General features: G+C 42.2%; 16 protein-coding genes. 3 read left to right on the forward strand and 13 right to left on the reverse strand.

The annotated features are described in order from the left end of the window. Positions 1 to 2231, reverse strand: a 2231-nt coding sequence (locus tag L4C33_RS06610; RefSeq protein WP_428811647.1) for a DNA translocase FtsK 4TM domain-containing protein, incomplete at its 3' end; no start/stop codon positions are given. A gap of 160 nt (positions 2232 to 2391) precedes the next feature. Continuing rightward, positions 2392 to 2886 (reverse strand): leucine-responsive transcriptional regulator Lrp, encoded by a 495-nt coding sequence (lrp, locus tag L4C33_RS06615; protein WP_137355864.1) that lies wholly within the window; start codon positions 2884 to 2886, stop codon positions 2392 to 2394. Between the two features lie 156 nt (positions 2887 to 3042). On the opposite strand from lrp, the gene ald reads away from it, so the two are divergent. After that, entirely contained in the window at positions 3043 to 4167 is a 1125-nt protein-coding gene (ald, locus tag L4C33_RS06620) for an alanine dehydrogenase (protein WP_428811648.1), read from the forward strand. An 89-nt stretch (positions 4168 to 4256) separates the two neighbouring features. Here ald and L4C33_RS06625 read toward each other — a convergent pair whose 3' ends face one another. Together L4C33_RS06625 and cysB are read right to left on the reverse strand one after the other, a co-directional pair. Then, positions 4257 to 5447: a methyltransferase gene (locus L4C33_RS06625; RefSeq protein ID WP_428811649.1), complete on the reverse strand. Its 1191-nt coding sequence runs from the start codon at positions 5445 to 5447 to the stop codon at positions 4257 to 4259. 71 nt (positions 5448 to 5518) lie between these two features. Next, on the reverse strand, positions 5519 to 6493 hold the full coding sequence (gene cysB, locus L4C33_RS06630) for an HTH-type transcriptional regulator CysB (RefSeq protein ID WP_428811650.1): 975 nt from the start codon (positions 6491 to 6493) through the stop codon (positions 5519 to 5521). Positions 6494 to 6824: 331 nt separating this feature from the next. Between cysB and L4C33_RS06635 the strand changes: the two genes are divergently transcribed. Continuing rightward, positions 6825 to 7589 (forward strand): DNA repair protein, encoded by a 765-nt coding sequence (locus L4C33_RS06635; protein ID WP_428811651.1) that lies wholly within the window; start codon positions 6825 to 6827, stop codon positions 7587 to 7589. Between the two features lie 69 nt (positions 7590 to 7658). Next, complete coding sequence (gene miaE / locus L4C33_RS06640) at positions 7659 to 8435, forward strand: tRNA isopentenyl-2-thiomethyl-A-37 hydroxylase MiaE (RefSeq protein ID WP_428811672.1); 777 nt, start codon at positions 7659 to 7661, stop codon at positions 8433 to 8435. A gap of 146 nt (positions 8436 to 8581) precedes the next feature. Here the strand turns inward: miaE and pyrF are convergent, their stop codons facing one another. The 9 genes from pyrF to lpxK all read right to left on the reverse strand — a co-directional run bounded on the left by pyrF (position 8582) and on the right by lpxK (position 16029). Further along, positions 8582 to 9274 (reverse strand): orotidine-5'-phosphate decarboxylase, encoded by a 693-nt coding sequence (pyrF, locus tag L4C33_RS06645; protein ID WP_428811652.1) that lies wholly within the window; start codon positions 9272 to 9274, stop codon positions 8582 to 8584. A gap of 122 nt (positions 9275 to 9396) precedes the next feature. Next, entirely contained in the window at positions 9397 to 10566 is a 1170-nt protein-coding gene (lapB, locus tag L4C33_RS06650) for a lipopolysaccharide assembly protein LapB (protein WP_428811653.1), read from the reverse strand. 23 nt (positions 10567 to 10589) lie between these two features. Further along, on the reverse strand, positions 10590 to 10862 hold the full coding sequence (locus L4C33_RS06655; RefSeq protein ID WP_428811654.1) for a LapA family protein: 273 nt from the start codon (positions 10860 to 10862) through the stop codon (positions 10590 to 10592). 141 nt (positions 10863 to 11003) lie between these two features. Next, positions 11004 to 11288, reverse strand: a complete 285-nt coding sequence (ihfB, locus tag L4C33_RS06660; protein WP_428811655.1) for an integration host factor subunit beta — start codon at positions 11286 to 11288, stop codon at positions 11004 to 11006. Positions 11289 to 11410: 122 nt separating this feature from the next. Next, positions 11411 to 13081 carry a 30S ribosomal protein S1 gene (gene rpsA, locus L4C33_RS06665; protein WP_428811656.1) on the reverse strand — a complete coding sequence of 557 codons (1671 nt, stop codon included), beginning with the start codon at positions 13079 to 13081 and terminating at the stop codon, positions 11411 to 11413. A 106-nt stretch (positions 13082 to 13187) separates the two neighbouring features. After that, positions 13188 to 13868 carry a (d)CMP kinase gene (gene cmk, locus L4C33_RS06670; RefSeq protein WP_428811657.1) on the reverse strand — a complete coding sequence of 227 codons (681 nt, stop codon included), beginning with the start codon at positions 13866 to 13868 and terminating at the stop codon, positions 13188 to 13190. Positions 13869 to 14109: 241 nt separating this feature from the next. Beyond that, a complete protein-coding gene (gene kdsB / locus L4C33_RS06675; protein ID WP_428811658.1) occupies positions 14110 to 14862 on the reverse strand; it encodes a 3-deoxy-manno-octulosonate cytidylyltransferase in 753 nt (250 codons plus the stop codon). After that, the gene (locus tag L4C33_RS06680; protein ID WP_428811659.1) at positions 14862 to 15041 is read right to left on the reverse strand and encodes a Trm112 family protein; all 180 of its coding nucleotides are present in this window, start codon (positions 15039 to 15041) and stop codon (positions 14862 to 14864) included. The genes kdsB and L4C33_RS06680 overlap by 1 nt, the downstream gene beginning before the upstream one ends. Next, entirely contained in the window at positions 15022 to 16029 is a 1008-nt protein-coding gene (lpxK, locus tag L4C33_RS06685; protein WP_428811660.1) for a tetraacyldisaccharide 4'-kinase, read from the reverse strand. The genes L4C33_RS06680 and lpxK overlap by 20 nt, the downstream gene beginning before the upstream one ends. Positions 16030 to 16036 lie beyond the last annotated feature (7 nt).

A 16036-nucleotide genomic window follows, 5' to 3' on the forward strand; every position in this document is an offset into this window, starting at 1 on the left:
GGTGATGCTTTATAAAGCATACTCAGAATCATTACGTTTACCCCAACCGACTTACCCGAACCTGTTGTACCAGCCACTAACACGTGAGGCATTTTTGATAAGTCAGCAATAACTGCTTCACCAGCAATGTCTTGCCCAAGAACAACAGTCGTTGGTGAGGTTGCTTCTTGGAAGGCTTTGCTGCCGACAACATCAGAGAAGAACACCGTTTGACGACTCATATTCGGCTCTAACCCTATATATGGCTTACCAGGAATAACTTCAACAACACGAACGGCCATCGCAGACAGTGAACGGGCTAAATCCATAGAAAGACCAGAAATACGGCTTACTTTCACGCCTGGAGCTAAGTCCAATTCAAAACGAGTAATAACGGGACCTGGGAAAATATCGACCACTTCTGCTTTGATCTTATAATCCGCTAGTTTTGACTCAACTAGACGCGCTATATCTTCTAACGCTTCACGATCGATAAAGGTTTCACGCTTCTCTGGATGAAAGAGTAGTTCCAAAGTTGGTAATGGCTCTTCTGGTTTAGGCAAATTAACATTTTGTTGAACTAAGAACGGGTTCTGAGTTGCAGCCATATTAGCTTGCGCATCAGAAACCAAACTTTGAAAAGCAGCAACATCTTTATCTTCAGAAGCTATTTCGTTTGCTGAACTTTCTTGCTCAACTGCTTGTTGAGTTACTTCTTCCCACGGTAAGTCACTTGGTATTTCAGCTTTAACTTCTTCAACTTCACTCTGATCAGGTTCAAAATGATCGTATTGATTGTCATCTGTGCTCGACTTCCGATCATCAAATTCATTTGAATTTTCAACTGGGTCGAACGAAGAAATCGTTGGCTCGATATGCTCGCCAAGTGTCACGTCTGTTTCGCTCTCAATTTGCTCAAGACCTACCTCAAAAATAGTAGGCTGCACTCCCATCGAGCTTTCGGCTTCGACCTCGAAGTTCATTGACGTTGCTACTTCTTGCTCAAAACGTGGTTGTTCCAACTCAGGAGCAACTACTTGTACTTCTGGTTGCTCGACCGGTACTGCCGACTCTGCACATGCACTTTGACGGTTTTCTTGCGGTTCTTGATCAAAGACTTGAGATTGAGCAGGCTCTTTATAAAGGTCATCATGCTCAGACTGCTGTAAGTACTCTTGATATAGTTCAGCAGATTCATTCGCTTGTTGCGGTTCTTGACTCGTACCTTGTTGAGCAAAATCGTCCTCATACAACGCTGATGTCTCAAGCTCTTCGATTGTAGCGTTCAACTGTTTAGATCTATCGACTGTAGGTTCTTCAATATCAACAGAGGCAAATGGCGCAGGCTCTATAACAGCTTCAGGCATATGAATGTTGTAATGACGCGTCTTAGGTTTAGTCGGCTCGACTATAGGTGTTTGATATTCATCACCTGTAGAGTCTAGAGGTTGTTGAGGTTCTGTAGGAACATCCACAACATGAGTATTTGACTCTACTGAAGGATGGTTAAGATTATGTTCAGCTTCTAAAGGCGAAGCTGGTTCTGGTAAATCAAATTTCGGTTCTTCGAACTCTTTCAGTTGAGGCTCAAGAACTTCTTTTTCTTCACCTCGAATACGATTCAATAGCAAAGTAAATAGTTTGATAGCTCCTTCACCTAGCCATTCAACAATACTGAGCCAAGAAATACCCGTTAATAGAGTGAAACCCGCTCCCCATAAGAAAAGCAGAACTAAGGTACTACCTAATACATTTAAAGTAGGTAAAGCTAGGCTAGTAATCACATCACCAACCACACCACCCGATGAGAAGTACCAAATATCATCAAAGTTGATGTCAGCTAAGCCACAGCTAGTAATAATAAGAATCGTCAAACCTAAGAGACGAGTTCCCCACAGCATGAAGTCGATTTGTTCGTTTTCTTCACGTTTGCGAAAAAGCACCCACGCAGCAATAGTCACTAATATAGGAAGTGGGTATGCCAAAGAGCCAAAAGTAAAAAACAAGGTATCGGCAAGCCATGCTCCAATATGCCCTCCTGCGTTTTGAATCTCGACACCCCATGAGGTTTGAGACCACGAAGGGTCAGCAGGACTGTAAGTAAGCAAAGCGACAGTCAGTAATATAGAAGAAAGAATACTTAAGATAAGGCTGCATTCTTTTAGACGTTGCACTCCATTCAAACGAGAGGACTGAGGCTCTTCACTCGTTTTGATAATGGTTTCAACTTTGTTATTGCTCTCTCTGAACATAAACCAACTTATTTTCTAATCTGTAAATACATGTCGAGCGGCATATAGCCGCTCGTTCATTAAAGGCACTGTTTATTTAACCATATCAAACTAAAAAACCCAATTCCAGAAAGCAAGAAAGCGGAAACTAAGTCCGCTTTCTTTTACTAATCAATTGAGATTAACGAGTTTTAATCACCAGCTGGTTAGTCTGTTTGACTTCTTCCATCACTACGTAAGTACGAGTGTCGTTTACTCCCGGTAAACGCAGCAGCGTATCACCAAGAAGTTTACGGTAAGCACCCATATCTGATACACGCGTTTTTAGAAGGTAATCAAAGTCACCCGACACTAAATGACACTCTTGGATGTCGTCTAGTTTTTGTACTGCAGTGTTGAATTGTTCAAACACATCTGGAGCCCCACGGTTCAGAGTAATTTCAACAAACACCAATAATGATGCGTCTAGGTATTGCGGATTCAGCAACGCTGTATAACCCGTAATATAACCTTGACGCTCCAAACGACGAACACGCTCCAAACACGGTGTAGGAGAAAGACCTACACGTTTTGAAAGCTCAACGTTTGAAATACGACCGTCTTTTTGCAACTCATTAAGAATGTTGCGGTCAATACGATCTAGTTCCTTGGACGGCTTCTTATAGTTCTCTGCCATTTTTTATTCCACCTTATTACTTCCTTGCAAAAAAATATACTACAACTTTTTAATATTCAGTATCAAATTTTTTAAAAACGTATCTATACTAGATATTAATTCGACAGAATTACCCTACACATAGATAATACAACCAAAATAAATTAAGGAGTCAGGATGATCATTGGCGTACCTAAGGAAATCAAGAACCACGAATATCGTGTCGGTATGATCCCAGCAAGTGTGAGAGAGTTAATCTCACAAGGTCACCAAGTTTTTGTAGAAACCAAAGCCGGTTCAGGCATCGGTTTTTCAGACGATGATTACATCGCTGTAGGCGCATCCATTCTTCCTACTGCTGCAGACGTTTTCGCGAAAGCAGAAATGATTGTAAAGGTTAAAGAACCTCAAGCTGTCGAGCGAGCTATGCTTCGCGAAGGGCAAATATTATTTACTTATTTACACCTAGCACCAGATTTTCCACAAACTGAAGAGCTAATCAAGAGCAAAGCTGTCTGTGTAGCATACGAGACTGTAACAGATTATATGGGTCGCTTGCCACTACTTGCGCCAATGTCTGAAGTTGCAGGTCGCATGTCTATTCAAGCAGGTGCACAAACTTTAGAGAAATCTAACGGTGGTTGTGGTCTTCTTCTTGGTGGCGTACCAGGCGTTGAACCAGCAAAAGTTGTTGTTGTTGGCGGCGGTGTTGTTGGTGCTAACGCAGCACGTATGGCTGTTGGCCTTCGCGCAGACGTTACAATTCTAGATCGCAACGTTGATACTCTTCGCCGTCTTGATGAAGAATTCCAAGGTCGCGCAAAAGTGGTTTATTCTACAGAAGACGCTATCGAGAAGCATGTTCTAGAAGCAGACCTAGTGATTGGTGCAGTACTGATCCCTGGCGCAGCGGCTCCGAAACTAGTAACAAAAGAGCACATCGCTAAGATGAAGCCAGGGTCAGCTGTTGTTGACGTAGCTATCGACCAAGGCGGTTGTTTCGAAACTTCTCACGCAACAACTCACGCGGATCCAACTTACATTGTTGATGACGTTGTTCACTACTGTGTTGCAAACATGCCTGGTGCTGTTGCTCGTACTTCTACGTTCGCACTAAACAATGCAACGCTGCCTTACATTGTTAAACTTGCAAACAAAGGCTACCGCACTGCACTTCTAGAAGACAAAGGCTTCCTAGAAGGTCTTAACGTGATTCATGGTAAAGTGACTTGTAAAGAAGTTGCAGAGAGCTTTGACCTAGAATACGTAGATCCAGCAGAAGCGATTGCAATGTTCAACTAAGAACACTTTGTGATTTGACAAGAGCCGGCAAATGCTGGCTCTTTTTGTATCTACTAAGTAACTCGATAATTAATTTTGCGAGTGAACACTTAAAGTTGAGCGTGAATCAATATATTTCTTGGTGTAATTTTCTTGTCGCAAAACTCTAAAACAGACACTTTATAGCCATGTTGCTGTAAATACATCGCTTTATCCAAAGCTAACCATATCTCTAATGGCCTTCTAAAAGCTTGCTGCACAAGGCTCAACCTCTCCATCTCCCAAAACATCGATTCGCCGAGTTGGAAATAATCATCAAACTGTACAGACGGCAAACTAATCTCTTTCTTGTTCGCTGCCCATTGGCAAAATGACGTAAAACCATCGTCCAGCTGAGACTTTTTGATACTGGGTACTGGGACATAATGATCTAAATTCAATTCACGCTTTAGTAACTCACTAAAACCAAGTCTAAAGGTCATTTCCAATTGTCGATGGCGTTTGACTCGCTCACCTCCAGTTACCGTTTCTTGTAGCGGGATCCGTAAATCACTTTTGGTGAGAGCTAACAACGATGACTGACCTAAATGGGAAAGTGGCWGATAAGATTCGTGTTGAATTAAGTGATAACAACAAGGCGAGATCGTGATCGCAGGTAATTGATGGTTTACACCATGTTCGATTAATCTGACATGTAAATCGCCACAAGCGTGTAATGCTACGGCATGTTGACTTGGTTTGAATACATTAGCGGCTGACTCAGAAAAGGCATCGCCTTGGATAAAGGTCATATCTAGTTGTTGAGTATTGGCAATATCTTGTCCGCTATCGCATAAGCTCTGCTGCCACTCAAAGCTCGTGACTTTATGGTTAGACTGTTGTGCTAATACCCTACCCAAGAATCCCTTACCTGAACACCACTCCAACCATTCATCCCCGTGATGGTTTGACAATGCGATTTCTCCCATAGCCAGAATCTGTTCTAGCTTACGTCCAGGAATTCCGTTGCAGGTATTTCGCTCTAACTTCAAACCATCGAGTGCACTGCACGGTAGGTCAATTACTTCGATAACATTCTTTAAGGATGGGAAGTAGTGACTTAGCTGTAGTAGAAGTTGCTCTGGGTCTTCTTTATATGCGCTTACATCTTCATTCGTTAATGAAGATAGCCAACATCTCAATCCTGAATTTAACTCCGCCCAGGGAACCGAACCAGTTTGGCAAAGGTAAAAAGGGTCATGCCTCCAATACGCTTGGTGGTCAATCAAAAATGAGTCAAGGATTTGAAATTTGGTTTGCATACTTCCCCCTAAAACGGAGATTGTAGGGGGAAGTATAATGAATAGGAAGCAAAGTAGATGAATTGACCGGATTAACGAACCGGTAGGTCAATATCCTTAAACATTTTTTCGATTTCTTCATTCGACTTTAACGAAATCGCTTGTTCTACAACTGGTTTAGTCAAGTGCGGTGCAAAACGTTCCATGAAGTCATACATATATGAGCGTAAAAAAGTACCGCGACGGAAGCCAATACTTGTGGTGCTTGCTCCAAATAGGTGGCTCGCGTCAATGGCCACTAAATCGGTATCTTGTTCTTGGTCAATCGCCATACTCGCGATAACGCCAACACCAATTCCCATACGGACATATGTCTTAATGACATCAGCATCTGTCGCAGTAAAGACAACACGCGGCGTTAAACCGACTTTGTTAAAAGCAGTGTCTAATTCTGAACGTCCAGTGAAACCAAATACGTAAGTAACAAGTGAGTAAGCAGCTAAGTCTTCAATTGTGATATTTGATTTTTGAGCCAGTGGGTGATCTTTCGTCACCACAATTGAACGGTTCCAGTGATAACAAGGCAACATAATAGCGTCTTGATAAAGATGCAGCGCTTCTGTTGCAATGGCAAAGTTTGCCGTTCCTTTTGCAACCGCTTCAGACATCTGGCTAGGTGTACCTTGGTGCATGTGTAGTGATACTTTTGGATATCTTTCAGTGAAACCTTTGATCACGTCAGGCAATGCATAACGCGCTTGTGTATGCGTAGTAGAAATATTAAGCGTGCCCATTTCAGGGTGRGTATGCTCACCAGCAACAGCCTTAATGCTTTCGACTCTCGATAAGATCTCTTGGGAGATACGAATAATATCTTCCCCCGCTTGAGTCACTTGGGTTAAGTGCTTACCACTACGCTCAAAAATTTGAATACCAAGTTCGTCTTCTAACAAACGAACCTGTTTACTGATACCTGGCTGTGATGTATATAGGTTCTCTGCAGTAGCAGATACATTCAGGTTATGATTTACGACTTCAACAATGTACTTCAGTTGTTGTAACTTCATTTTTAACCTCGTAATCCTTTACTCTTTCGGTGCTCAGATCGCTGAAAAAAGAGCACTGTCTACATATGTAATATAATTATTAGTTATAACGCCTAATATCATAAAATGACAGAGAAATCGTAAAGCAAGGCATATACCGAACATTTCTTGTTCGTAGATAGCCTAACAATTTGCAACCGATACCTCATTATTCGCGAATAGTTGAATTTTTTGATTATCAAAAGGCTACGATAGAGGTAATCGACACAAATTAAATTTTATTGTTCAGAGAACACACCGGATCGTGTATCCTTAAAAGTAGCATTGACATGGATAAAGCAGAATAAATTATATGAATATTGGTTTAATCATCGCCTTGGTCGCGGTTTTACTGGTGCTGGTCTTAGGCTATAACATCATGCTTCAATACAAGGTAAAGGTTGAGACAGCTAAAAAGCAAGAATCAACTCGCTACCTGACGACTATTGACGCCACAGAAGATTTAATTGGCAATGCTCACCATATGCCATTTAGCCAAGATTTACTGGTGTGCCTAAATACACGTATTCTTGATGCGCTTGAAAACATGTATCAGCTTGACCCCAAAAATAAACAGTTGGTTCAGCGAATTGAAAGTGTTAAACAGCAAATTTCTCAATTAAAAGAAAACTATCAAGGCGGTGAAAGTACTTCGTTCAAAGTGCCGAACAGTGATAAGCAAGCAATCATGATGCTTAAACTCGCTAAAAAGTTGCGCGAAACTATTCGTAACGAGCACAACAAAGGTCGCTTTGAAACTCAAGCTTACATCGCTGAAAACGCACGACTAGAAACGATTCAAGTTAGAATTAACATTGAGAATGTTATTAAACGTGCAAACGACTCTATCACTCGCGGTCAACCCGGCACGGCGATCCAACTTTTACGTAAAGGGATTGATGCTCTAACGTCAAAGAATGATGCTTATTCAAACCAAGCACGTGAGAAGCTTCAAACGATGCTTAATGAGCTAGATCAAAAACGCCAAGACAAAAATGCGGAAGAATTACAGCAAATTGAATCAAAAGAGCGCGAAGACGATATGGACGCTCTGTTTGGCCAAAAGAAAAAATGGTAGTTTTCCTTTAAACTTCCATATTCCTACTTTAAGGTCACCTACGGTGACCTTTTTTATGCAGCAAAGATGATGATTGATAACAATACTATTCAGGAGCTACTTGCTCCTATTAAAAGCTTTTTACAATGTGAGACACCAGACGAGTGGATTGCTGAAGCAAAGAAACCAGAAAACTTAAAAACCATTCTACTTGATCACCTCTTATGTGAGCTAAAAGCCGGTCAGTCTGCGATGTACTTAATCAGAAAGTATGCCGTTGATAAAGATAGTTCCAATATCTTATTAGAATGGTTTAAGCCATACGAGGAGTTTGCTTACCGCCATATTGGTTCTCTCGAGACTTTAAAAGGTAAAAATAATATATCTAAAGCTATCATGGCTAAATCCGGGGCTCCGTATAGCCAGGAGTTAATAGATAAAATGGTATTGCTCATCAAAGAAGAGCTACACCACTTTTATCAAGTCCTCGAGATCATGGATAGCCGAAACATTCCTTATGAAAATATCTCTGCAAGTCGCTATGCAAAAGGGCTACTGTCAAAAATAAAAACCCATGAGCCACAAACTTTGGTAGATAAGCTGATTATTGGCGCCTATATCGAAGCTCGTTCATGTGAACGTTTCGCTAAACTAGCTCCACACCTAGATGAAGATCTTGCTAGGTTCTATATATCTCTACTTCGTTCCGAAGCTAGACACTACCAAGATTACTTAACGCTGGCTCAACAAATCACTGGTGAAGACATTAGTGAACGAGTAGCTTACTTTGGAAAAATTGAGGCTGAGCTGATTTCGTCCCCAGATACTGACTTTAAATTCCACAGTGGTGTACCGGCGTTTAGCTAAGGCGTATTATATTACGCTCTAAAGGCTCTGCCGTTTAAAGTAATATCATCCCAGTAAAAAAGCCCCAGTCACTCACACATGACTGGGGCTTTTATGATTAAGTTAACACTAGTGTATTTACACAATGTTAATTCGAAATCGATATCCTATAGGCTCTTGTTGATAGCAGCTAAAACTGCTGCAGGGTCTTCTGCTTGAGTAATAGGACGACCTATAACTAAGTAATCTGAACCCGACTCGATAGCTTGAACAGGTGTCATAATACGCTTTTGGTCGCCAACAGCTGCGCCAACAGGACGTATGCCTGGAGTCACAAGCTTGAACTCTTGTCCTAGCTGGTTTTTAAGCAAAGAAGCTTCTTGAGCAGAACACACAACACCGTCTAAGCCAGACTGCTTAGTAAGCTGAGCCAAACGCGTTACCTGCTGCTGTGGCTCGATGTCTAAACCAATACCCGCTAAGTCGTTTTGCTCCATGCTTGTCAGCACGGTTACGCCAATAAGTAATGGGCGATCTTTACCGTAAGGCTCTAAAATTTCACGAGATGCTGTCATCATACGCTCGCCACCGCTCGCGTGTACGTTCACCATCCATACCCCAAGCTCTGCAGCAGCGCGAACCGCTTTTGAACACGTGTTTGGGATATCATGAAATTTAAGGTCCAAAAAGACCGAAAAACCACGCTTATGCAATTCACGAACAAACTCAGGACCAAACAACGTGAACATCTCTTTACCCACTTTTAAGCGGCAAGAGCTTGGGTCAATTCTATCAACAAAAGCAAACGCGTCCGCTTGGTTATCATAGTCTAGTGCCACGATAATTTTTTGATCGATCATTTCATCTCCTAACGTTGTTAATGCATTTCAAACAAATACTTATAGATATGAGTGCTAAATAACACTCATAAAAATGCAGCTCGAAAGCTGCAATTAATAATTCGGTCTATATGACCATAAATCTATTCACCATCAAGCCCACGAATAGGCTTAATCGTCCCCCACCCCTTACAAGAAGGACAATGCCAATACATTGAATGCGTAGAGAACCCACACTTCCTACAGCGGTAGTGAGGCTTAGTTTTAAGCTGCTCACCAACCATTGACTGTAATGTAGTTAAACTATTCTTAGCGCGCCCTTCTTCAGCTTCAGCCAAATGGTAGTCCATTAGACGGTAGAAGCCTTTCATTGTCGGATTTTTGACAAGCTGACGTGTGAGAAGCTCTTGCGCTGAGCCTACGTCTTCATGGTGTGCAACTAACTGTGCCAACATTAATTCAGCCGACACTCCGGCTTTTTTAGCGATACAAGCTCTCAAAAAGCTGACGAGCCCTTCTTCTTGCCCCAAGTGATGGTAGCAATCAGCTAATGTTGGTAAGACTTCACTAATAAAGTCGATATCTTGTTCTAGAACCATTTCCATATATTGAATGGTCTTTTGGTATTGCTCGTTCTCTAAGCTAATTTTACCTAAAGCAATACTGGCACGAACACACTTAGGATCTTCTGCGAGTGCTTTCTTAAAGTGTTGGATGGCTTTATTGAGGTTACCTTCTGCTTGTTCCTGCATTGCTAATTCACACCAGAAATGAGCAACCGTTGCTTTCATTCGTTTACGACCAAGTTTAACCAAGCCGTTCGCATAATGAATTGCTTTGCTCYACTCTCTTGTCTGCTGGTAGATAGAAACCAACTGTTGGAGAGCACCCTCTTTATGATCAGGTTCTTCGACAAGTTGTTCAAAGATTTTCTCAGCACGGTCTAAAAAGCCTGATGCCATGTAATCTTTCGCAAGTTGCTGAAGAGCTAGATTTTTTTGATCTAGCGTTAGACCAGAACGAGATATAAGGTTTTGGTGGATACGAATAGCACGGTCAACTTCACCCCGAGAACGAAACAAGTTCCCTAAAGCTAAGTGAGTATCTACTGTTTCGTTATCGACTTGAAGGAGTTCAATAAAGTGATCAACCGCTTTATCCGATTGTTCAGACAAAAGCAGATTTAAGCCCGTAACATATTGACGGGATATTTGATGGGATTGTTTTTGCTTTTCTTGTTGAGCATTGCGATTACCCATATACCACCCGTAAGCAGCAGCAATCGGCAACAACAAGAAGAGTAACTCAAGCATTAAATCGTAGCCTTTCTATATGATCAAGCTTTGCTTTCAACCGGCGCCTGACTAGTTTGCTTTTTCAGTTGTTTCTTCAGACGGCGAACTTGTAGCTGTGATTTAAAGTGTAAGCTACCAAATACTAACCAAGCTAAAGAAAAGCCTGATACAAACACAACACCTAGTAAAGTTGATAAATGAAAGTCGCCCTGTGCCATCAGGTAATTAAAATTAACTACCGCCTGGTTTTGAGAACCTAGTGCTAGTGCAATTAAGAAAAGTGCAATCACAGCGACTATTTTTATTATTTTCATAGCTCATCACTCATAAGTTAGTTCGCGCATACAATTATGCAGGAAAATGGACAATCAAACCATGAATTTTACCAACATTATGAACATAAAAAAGCGGCATACATTATAGTATGCCGCTTTCTTCAAAATCTATTTTTACCGCTATATGCCTTGATTCACTCGCTCACGCAACTCTTTACCAGGTTTAAAGTGAGGAACGAATTTACCATCCAACTCTACTTTATCGCCAGTTTTAGGGTTACGCCCAAGGCGAGGCTCTCGATAGTGCAATGAGAAGCTGCCAAACCCACGAATTTCGATTCGGTCACCACTTTCTAGCGTCGAAGCCATATGCTCTAAAATATCTTTTACAGCATCTTCAATTTCTTTAGCTGAAAGGTGTGTTTGCTCAGCACATAGTCTTTCAATTAATTCAGACTTAGTCATAGTTTCCCTCATTGGTTTTCTTTTTAGAAATTATAGACCTATCGACAAAATAAGCAAAAAAAAAGGAGCCTTACGGCTCCTTTCTTAGCGATATAGCTCTTACTCTCTTACGAGGGAAGCTATTATTCGCCTTTAGCAGCTTTGAATGCATCTGCCATAGCGTTACCGAAACCGCCTTCTTCAGACTTGTTCAGAGAAGCCATTGCTTCTTGCTCGTCAGCTTCATCTTTAGCTTTGATAGATAGGTTGATTACGCGGTTCTTACGGTCTACACCAGTGAACTTCGCTTCAACGCTGTCGCCAACGCTTAGGATTAGAGACGCATCTTCGATACGGTCACGAGATACTTCAGAAGCACGGATGTAACCTTCAACGCTGTCTACTAGTTCAATAGTAGCGCCTTTAGCGTCAACAGCAGTTACAGTACCGTTTACTAGAGTACCTTTCTTGTTCTCAGCAACGTATGCGTTGAACGGGTCGTTTTCCATTTGCTTAACGCCAAGAGAAATACGCTCACGCTCAGCGTCAACTGCAAGAACAACAGCAGAGATTTCATCGCCTTTCTTGTACTCGCGTACTGCTTCTTCACCAGCTGCATTCCAAGAAATGTCAGATAGGTGAACAAGACCGTCGATGCCGCCTTCAAGACCGATGAAGATACCAAAGTCAGTGATAGACTTGATCTTACCAGTAACTTTGTCGCCCTTAGCTTGCATTTCTGCAAATGACTGCCATGGGTTAGCTTTACACTGTTTAAGACCTAGAGAGATACGACGACGCTCTTCGTCGATATCAAGAACCATAACCTCAACTTCGTCGCCAACATTAACAACTTTAGAAGGGTGGATGTTCTTGTTAGTCCAATCCATTTCAGAAACGTGTACTAGACCTTCAACGCCTTCTTCGATTTCAACGAAGCAGCCGTAGTCAGTTAGGTTTGTAACACGACCAGAAAGCTTGTGACCTTCTGGGTAACGCTTAGCGATTGCTACCCATGGATCTTCGCCTAGTTGCTTAAGACCTAGTGAAACACGAGTGCGCTCACGGTCGAACTTAAGAACTTTAACTAGGATTTCGTCACCAACGTTAACGATCTCTGATGGGTGCTTAACACGCTTCCAAGCCATATCTGTGATATGTAGAAGACCGTCAACACCGCCAAGATCAACGAATGCACCGTAGTCAGTAAGGTTCTTAACGATACCTTTAACTTCAGTACCTTCTTGTAGAGTTTCAAGAAGTTCGTCACGCTCAACACTGTTTTCAGATTCGATAACAGCACGACGAGAAACAACAACGTTGTTACGCTTCTGGTCTAGCTTGATTACTTTGAACTCTAGCTCTTTGTTTTCTAGGTGAGCAGTGTCACGGATAGGACGTACGTCTACTAGAGAACCTGGAAGGAAAGCACGGATACCGTTAAGTTCAACAGTGAAACCGCCTTTAACTTTACCGTTGATGATACCAACAACAGTTTCAGCTTCTTCGCAAGCTTTCTCAAGTACGATCCAAGCTTCGTGACGCTTAGCTTTCTCACGAGAAAGTTGAGTCTCACCGAAACCGTCTTCAACAGCGTCTAGAGCTACGTCTACTTCAGCACCAACTTCAACTTCAAGTTCGCCAGCAGCGTTCTTGAATTGTTCAGCAGGGATAGCAGATTCAGACTTAAGACCAGCGTCAACAAGAACGAAACCGTTCTCGATAGCTACTACAGTACCTTTAACGATGCTGCCTTGTTGGAATTCAGTTTCAGATAGAAACTCTTCAAAGAGTTGAGCAAAAGATTCAGTCATTATTTAATCTTCAATAATTAAACGTCCATGGGTATCCTACCGCATGGGGTTGATAAATTCGCCGGTCATCATCCTTGCGACCAACGTTCGTACTAGCTCGGCGAAATTACCCAGCCAGTTTCGATTCAATATAGTGTAGTGCTTTTTCTACTACTTGCTCGATATTCATCGAGGTAGAATCAAGCACTAGAGCATCCTCTGCAGGGCGGAGTGGCGCCACTGGGCGATTACGATCTCTGTCGTCTCGCTCTTGGATCTCGCTCAAAAGGTCGTCAAAGTTAACATCTAACCCCTTCTGTTGCAACTGTTTAAGGCGTCTATTCGCGCGCTCTTCTGCACTTGCATCTAGGAATATTTTCGCTTCAGCACTAGGAAATACGACTGTTCCCATATCACGACCGTCAGCTACTAAGCCCGGTGATGCACTGAATGCACGCTGGCGACGCAATAAAGCTTCGCGAACGCGTGGCAATGCTGCCACTTTAGACGCTGCCATGCCTGTTTCTTCTTTACGAAGTTCACCAGACACATCTTCACCCTCAAGGATAACTTTAACCAAGTCACCTTCAGCGATAAATTGAACGTCTAAATGAGTTGCTAATGGTACTAGCGCTTCTTCAGACTCAGTATCCACACCATGGTGAATTGCAGCCAATGCTAATACGCGATAAATCGCACCAGAATCAAGCAAGTGAAAGCCAAGTTTATCAGCTAGCAACATACAAAGCGTGCCTTTACCAGCGCCGCTTGGTCCATCAACCGTAATTACCGGAGTGAGTGAGGACATGTTTTACTCCACGTTATTTTGAGGTTTTAGTTTTTAGTCTCGGCATAGAGCCGTACTTTTATAGGCGACGCATTATAAAGATAAATACCATATGGAGCGAGAGAAAAAGACAATTATATCGAAGCTTTAACTTCAGGTTTTTCGTTTACTTCTCATGGTTACACTCGAATGTACATGTAAAAAAGCCTCGCAAATGCAAGGCTAGTCTAATCACGGTTTATCAGAAAAATGACGACAAAAGTTACTTTTGGGCAATCCGTTTTCTAACCGTTTCTAGGTCTTCAGGCGTATCCACACCCGCCGCTGGTGACTCTAAAGCCACATCAACATGAATTTTCTCGCCGTACCAAAGAACACGAAGTTGCTCTAAGCATTCAATTTTTTCTAGCGCACTTGGTTCCCAATTAATGTAAGTATTAATAAAGCCAGCGCGATATGCGTAAATCCCAATATGTCTAAGTAACGGAGTCACGATGGCTTTAGGCTCACTAGCAAAGTTATCACGATCCCAAGGGATAGATGCTCGACTAAAATACAGTGCGTATCCTTCGTTATCAGTCACGACTTTTACAGCATTCGGATTAAAAACTTCATCTTCATGTGTAATTTCAACGCCTAATGTCGCCATTGGTGCAGTCGAAGCTGCAAGATTCTTCGCCACTTGGTTTATGATACTTGGTGGGATCAACGGCTCATCACCTTGAACATTCACAATAATGTGGTTATCCGGAATGTTCATTTTCTTAACTACTTCCGCGAGCCTTTCTGTACCAGATTCATGATCTGGAGAAGTCATACAAACGGTAGCTCCGAAAGACAATGCTGCTTTTTCAACTCGTTGGTCATCTGTTGCAATAACCACGTTATCAGCTCCGGCCTTCAACGCTTGCTCATGAACCCATTGAATCATAGGTTTGCCACCGATATCAGCTAATGGCTTACCCGGCAAGCGAGTCGATTGATAACGCGCAGGAATAACAACAGTGAATGACATTACTTGCCCTCATCTACAGACATGATACGAGCTTCTGGCTCAAGAAGAACTGGAATACCTTCTTTGATTGGGTACGCAAGGCGATCCAACTTACAAATCAGCTCTTGCTTATCTTTATTCAAGAAAAGTTTACCTTTACATACCGGACAAGCGACAATCTCAAGTAGACGATGATCCATAGTATTCCATAACCTCATTAATTTTATTCAATACACGCTGTTCAGATTGTTTATCGATTTGTGCAGACACCGGTAAGTACCACCAGTTGTCTTTCGCAAAACCTCTACACTTCACAGCATCTTTTTCTGTCATTATGACGTTCGAGCCTTGGCTTGCAAGCTCTTCTAATTCATCTTGCTTGAAATCTTGATGATCAGCAAACCCTTGGGTTTTGACTAGTTGAGCATTAAGTGTTTCAAGTGTTTTAAAAAATCTTGGTGGATGACCAATCCCTGCAAAGGCGACTAGGGCATCCAGATCAGTCACATTACTTTTTTTGGCATTCAGAAGGTTTACGGCTTGCGTTGGTTGTAACGACATTGCGATTTCATTAGCCTTAGCCTCGCCACCGTTGGTAATGACAAAATCAACGTCAGCTAAACGCGATATAGGTTCACGCATTGGCCCTAAAGGAATCGGAGAACCACTACCAAATCGCCTTTCGCCATCCACTACGACAAACTCAACATCTCTTTCTAACGCATAATGTTGGAGTCCATCGTCTGTAATAATGATATCAATGCCTTCTTCAAGTAACGCCTTTACAGCATTAGCTCTAACTGGGTCGACGGCAACAGGCACACCTGTTCTTTTAAAAATCAGTTTTGGCTCATCCCCACAATGTTCCGTGCTGGTATTTTCATCCACTTTTAAAGGGTAGCTCGGTGCTTTTGCCCCATACCCCCTCGAAACGACACCAGGCTTAAAGCCTTCACGCATCAGAGTTTCGACAAGCCAAATAACAACAGGGGTTTTTCCGTTACCACCAGCGGTAATATTACCAACCACGACAACAGGAACTGGCGCTCGATAAGTCGGTTTATCACCCGATTGATGTGCCTTTTTTCGAGCTGCTGCTACTGACTGAAAAATGAGGCTTAGTGGCCAAAGAATTGGCCACAAAACATATTTTAAAGGGTGGTTGTTAAACCATATTTTTTCTACCACTGGTTCA

This window comes from Vibrio makurazakiensis, from assembly GCF_050337375.1.
GTDB classification, from domain to species: Bacteria; Pseudomonadota; Gammaproteobacteria; order Enterobacterales; family Vibrionaceae; genus Vibrio; species Vibrio makurazakiensis.

What these genes read in the sequence shown, in the direction of transcription:
- L4C33_RS06655 (WP_428811654.1), bottom strand. Translation starts at nt 10,862, where the DNA reads ATGAAAATAATAAAAATAGTCGCTGTGATTGCACTTTTCTTAATTGCA.
- ald (WP_428811648.1), top strand. Translation starts at nt 3,043, where the DNA reads ATGATCATTGGCGTACCTAAGGAAATCAAGAACCACGAATATCGTGTC.
- pyrF (WP_428811652.1), bottom strand. Translation starts at nt 9,274, where the DNA reads ATGATCGATCAAAAAATTATCGTGGCACTAGACTATGATAACCAAGCG.
- miaE (WP_428811672.1), top strand. Translation starts at nt 7,659, where the DNA reads ATGATTGATAACAATACTATTCAGGAGCTACTTGCTCCTATTAAAAGC.
- ihfB (WP_428811655.1), bottom strand. Translation starts at nt 11,288, where the DNA reads ATGACTAAGTCTGAATTAATTGAAAGACTATGTGCTGAGCAAACACAC.
- lrp (WP_137355864.1), bottom strand. Translation starts at nt 2,886, where the DNA reads ATGGCAGAGAACTATAAGAAGCCGTCCAAGGAACTAGATCGTATTGAC.
- cmk (WP_428811657.1), bottom strand. Translation starts at nt 13,868, where the DNA reads ATGTCCTCACTCACTCCGGTAATTACGGTTGATGGACCAAGCGGCGCT.
- L4C33_RS06635 (WP_428811651.1), top strand. Translation starts at nt 6,825, where the DNA reads ATGAATATTGGTTTAATCATCGCCTTGGTCGCGGTTTTACTGGTGCTG.
- rpsA (WP_428811656.1), bottom strand. Translation starts at nt 13,081, where the DNA reads ATGACTGAATCTTTTGCTCAACTCTTTGAAGAGTTTCTATCTGAAACT.
- kdsB (WP_428811658.1), bottom strand. Translation starts at nt 14,862, where the DNA reads ATGTCATTCACTGTTGTTATTCCTGCGCGTTATCAATCGACTCGCTTG.
- L4C33_RS06680 (WP_428811659.1), bottom strand. Translation starts at nt 15,041, where the DNA reads ATGGATCATCGTCTACTTGAGATTGTCGCTTGTCCGGTATGTAAAGGT.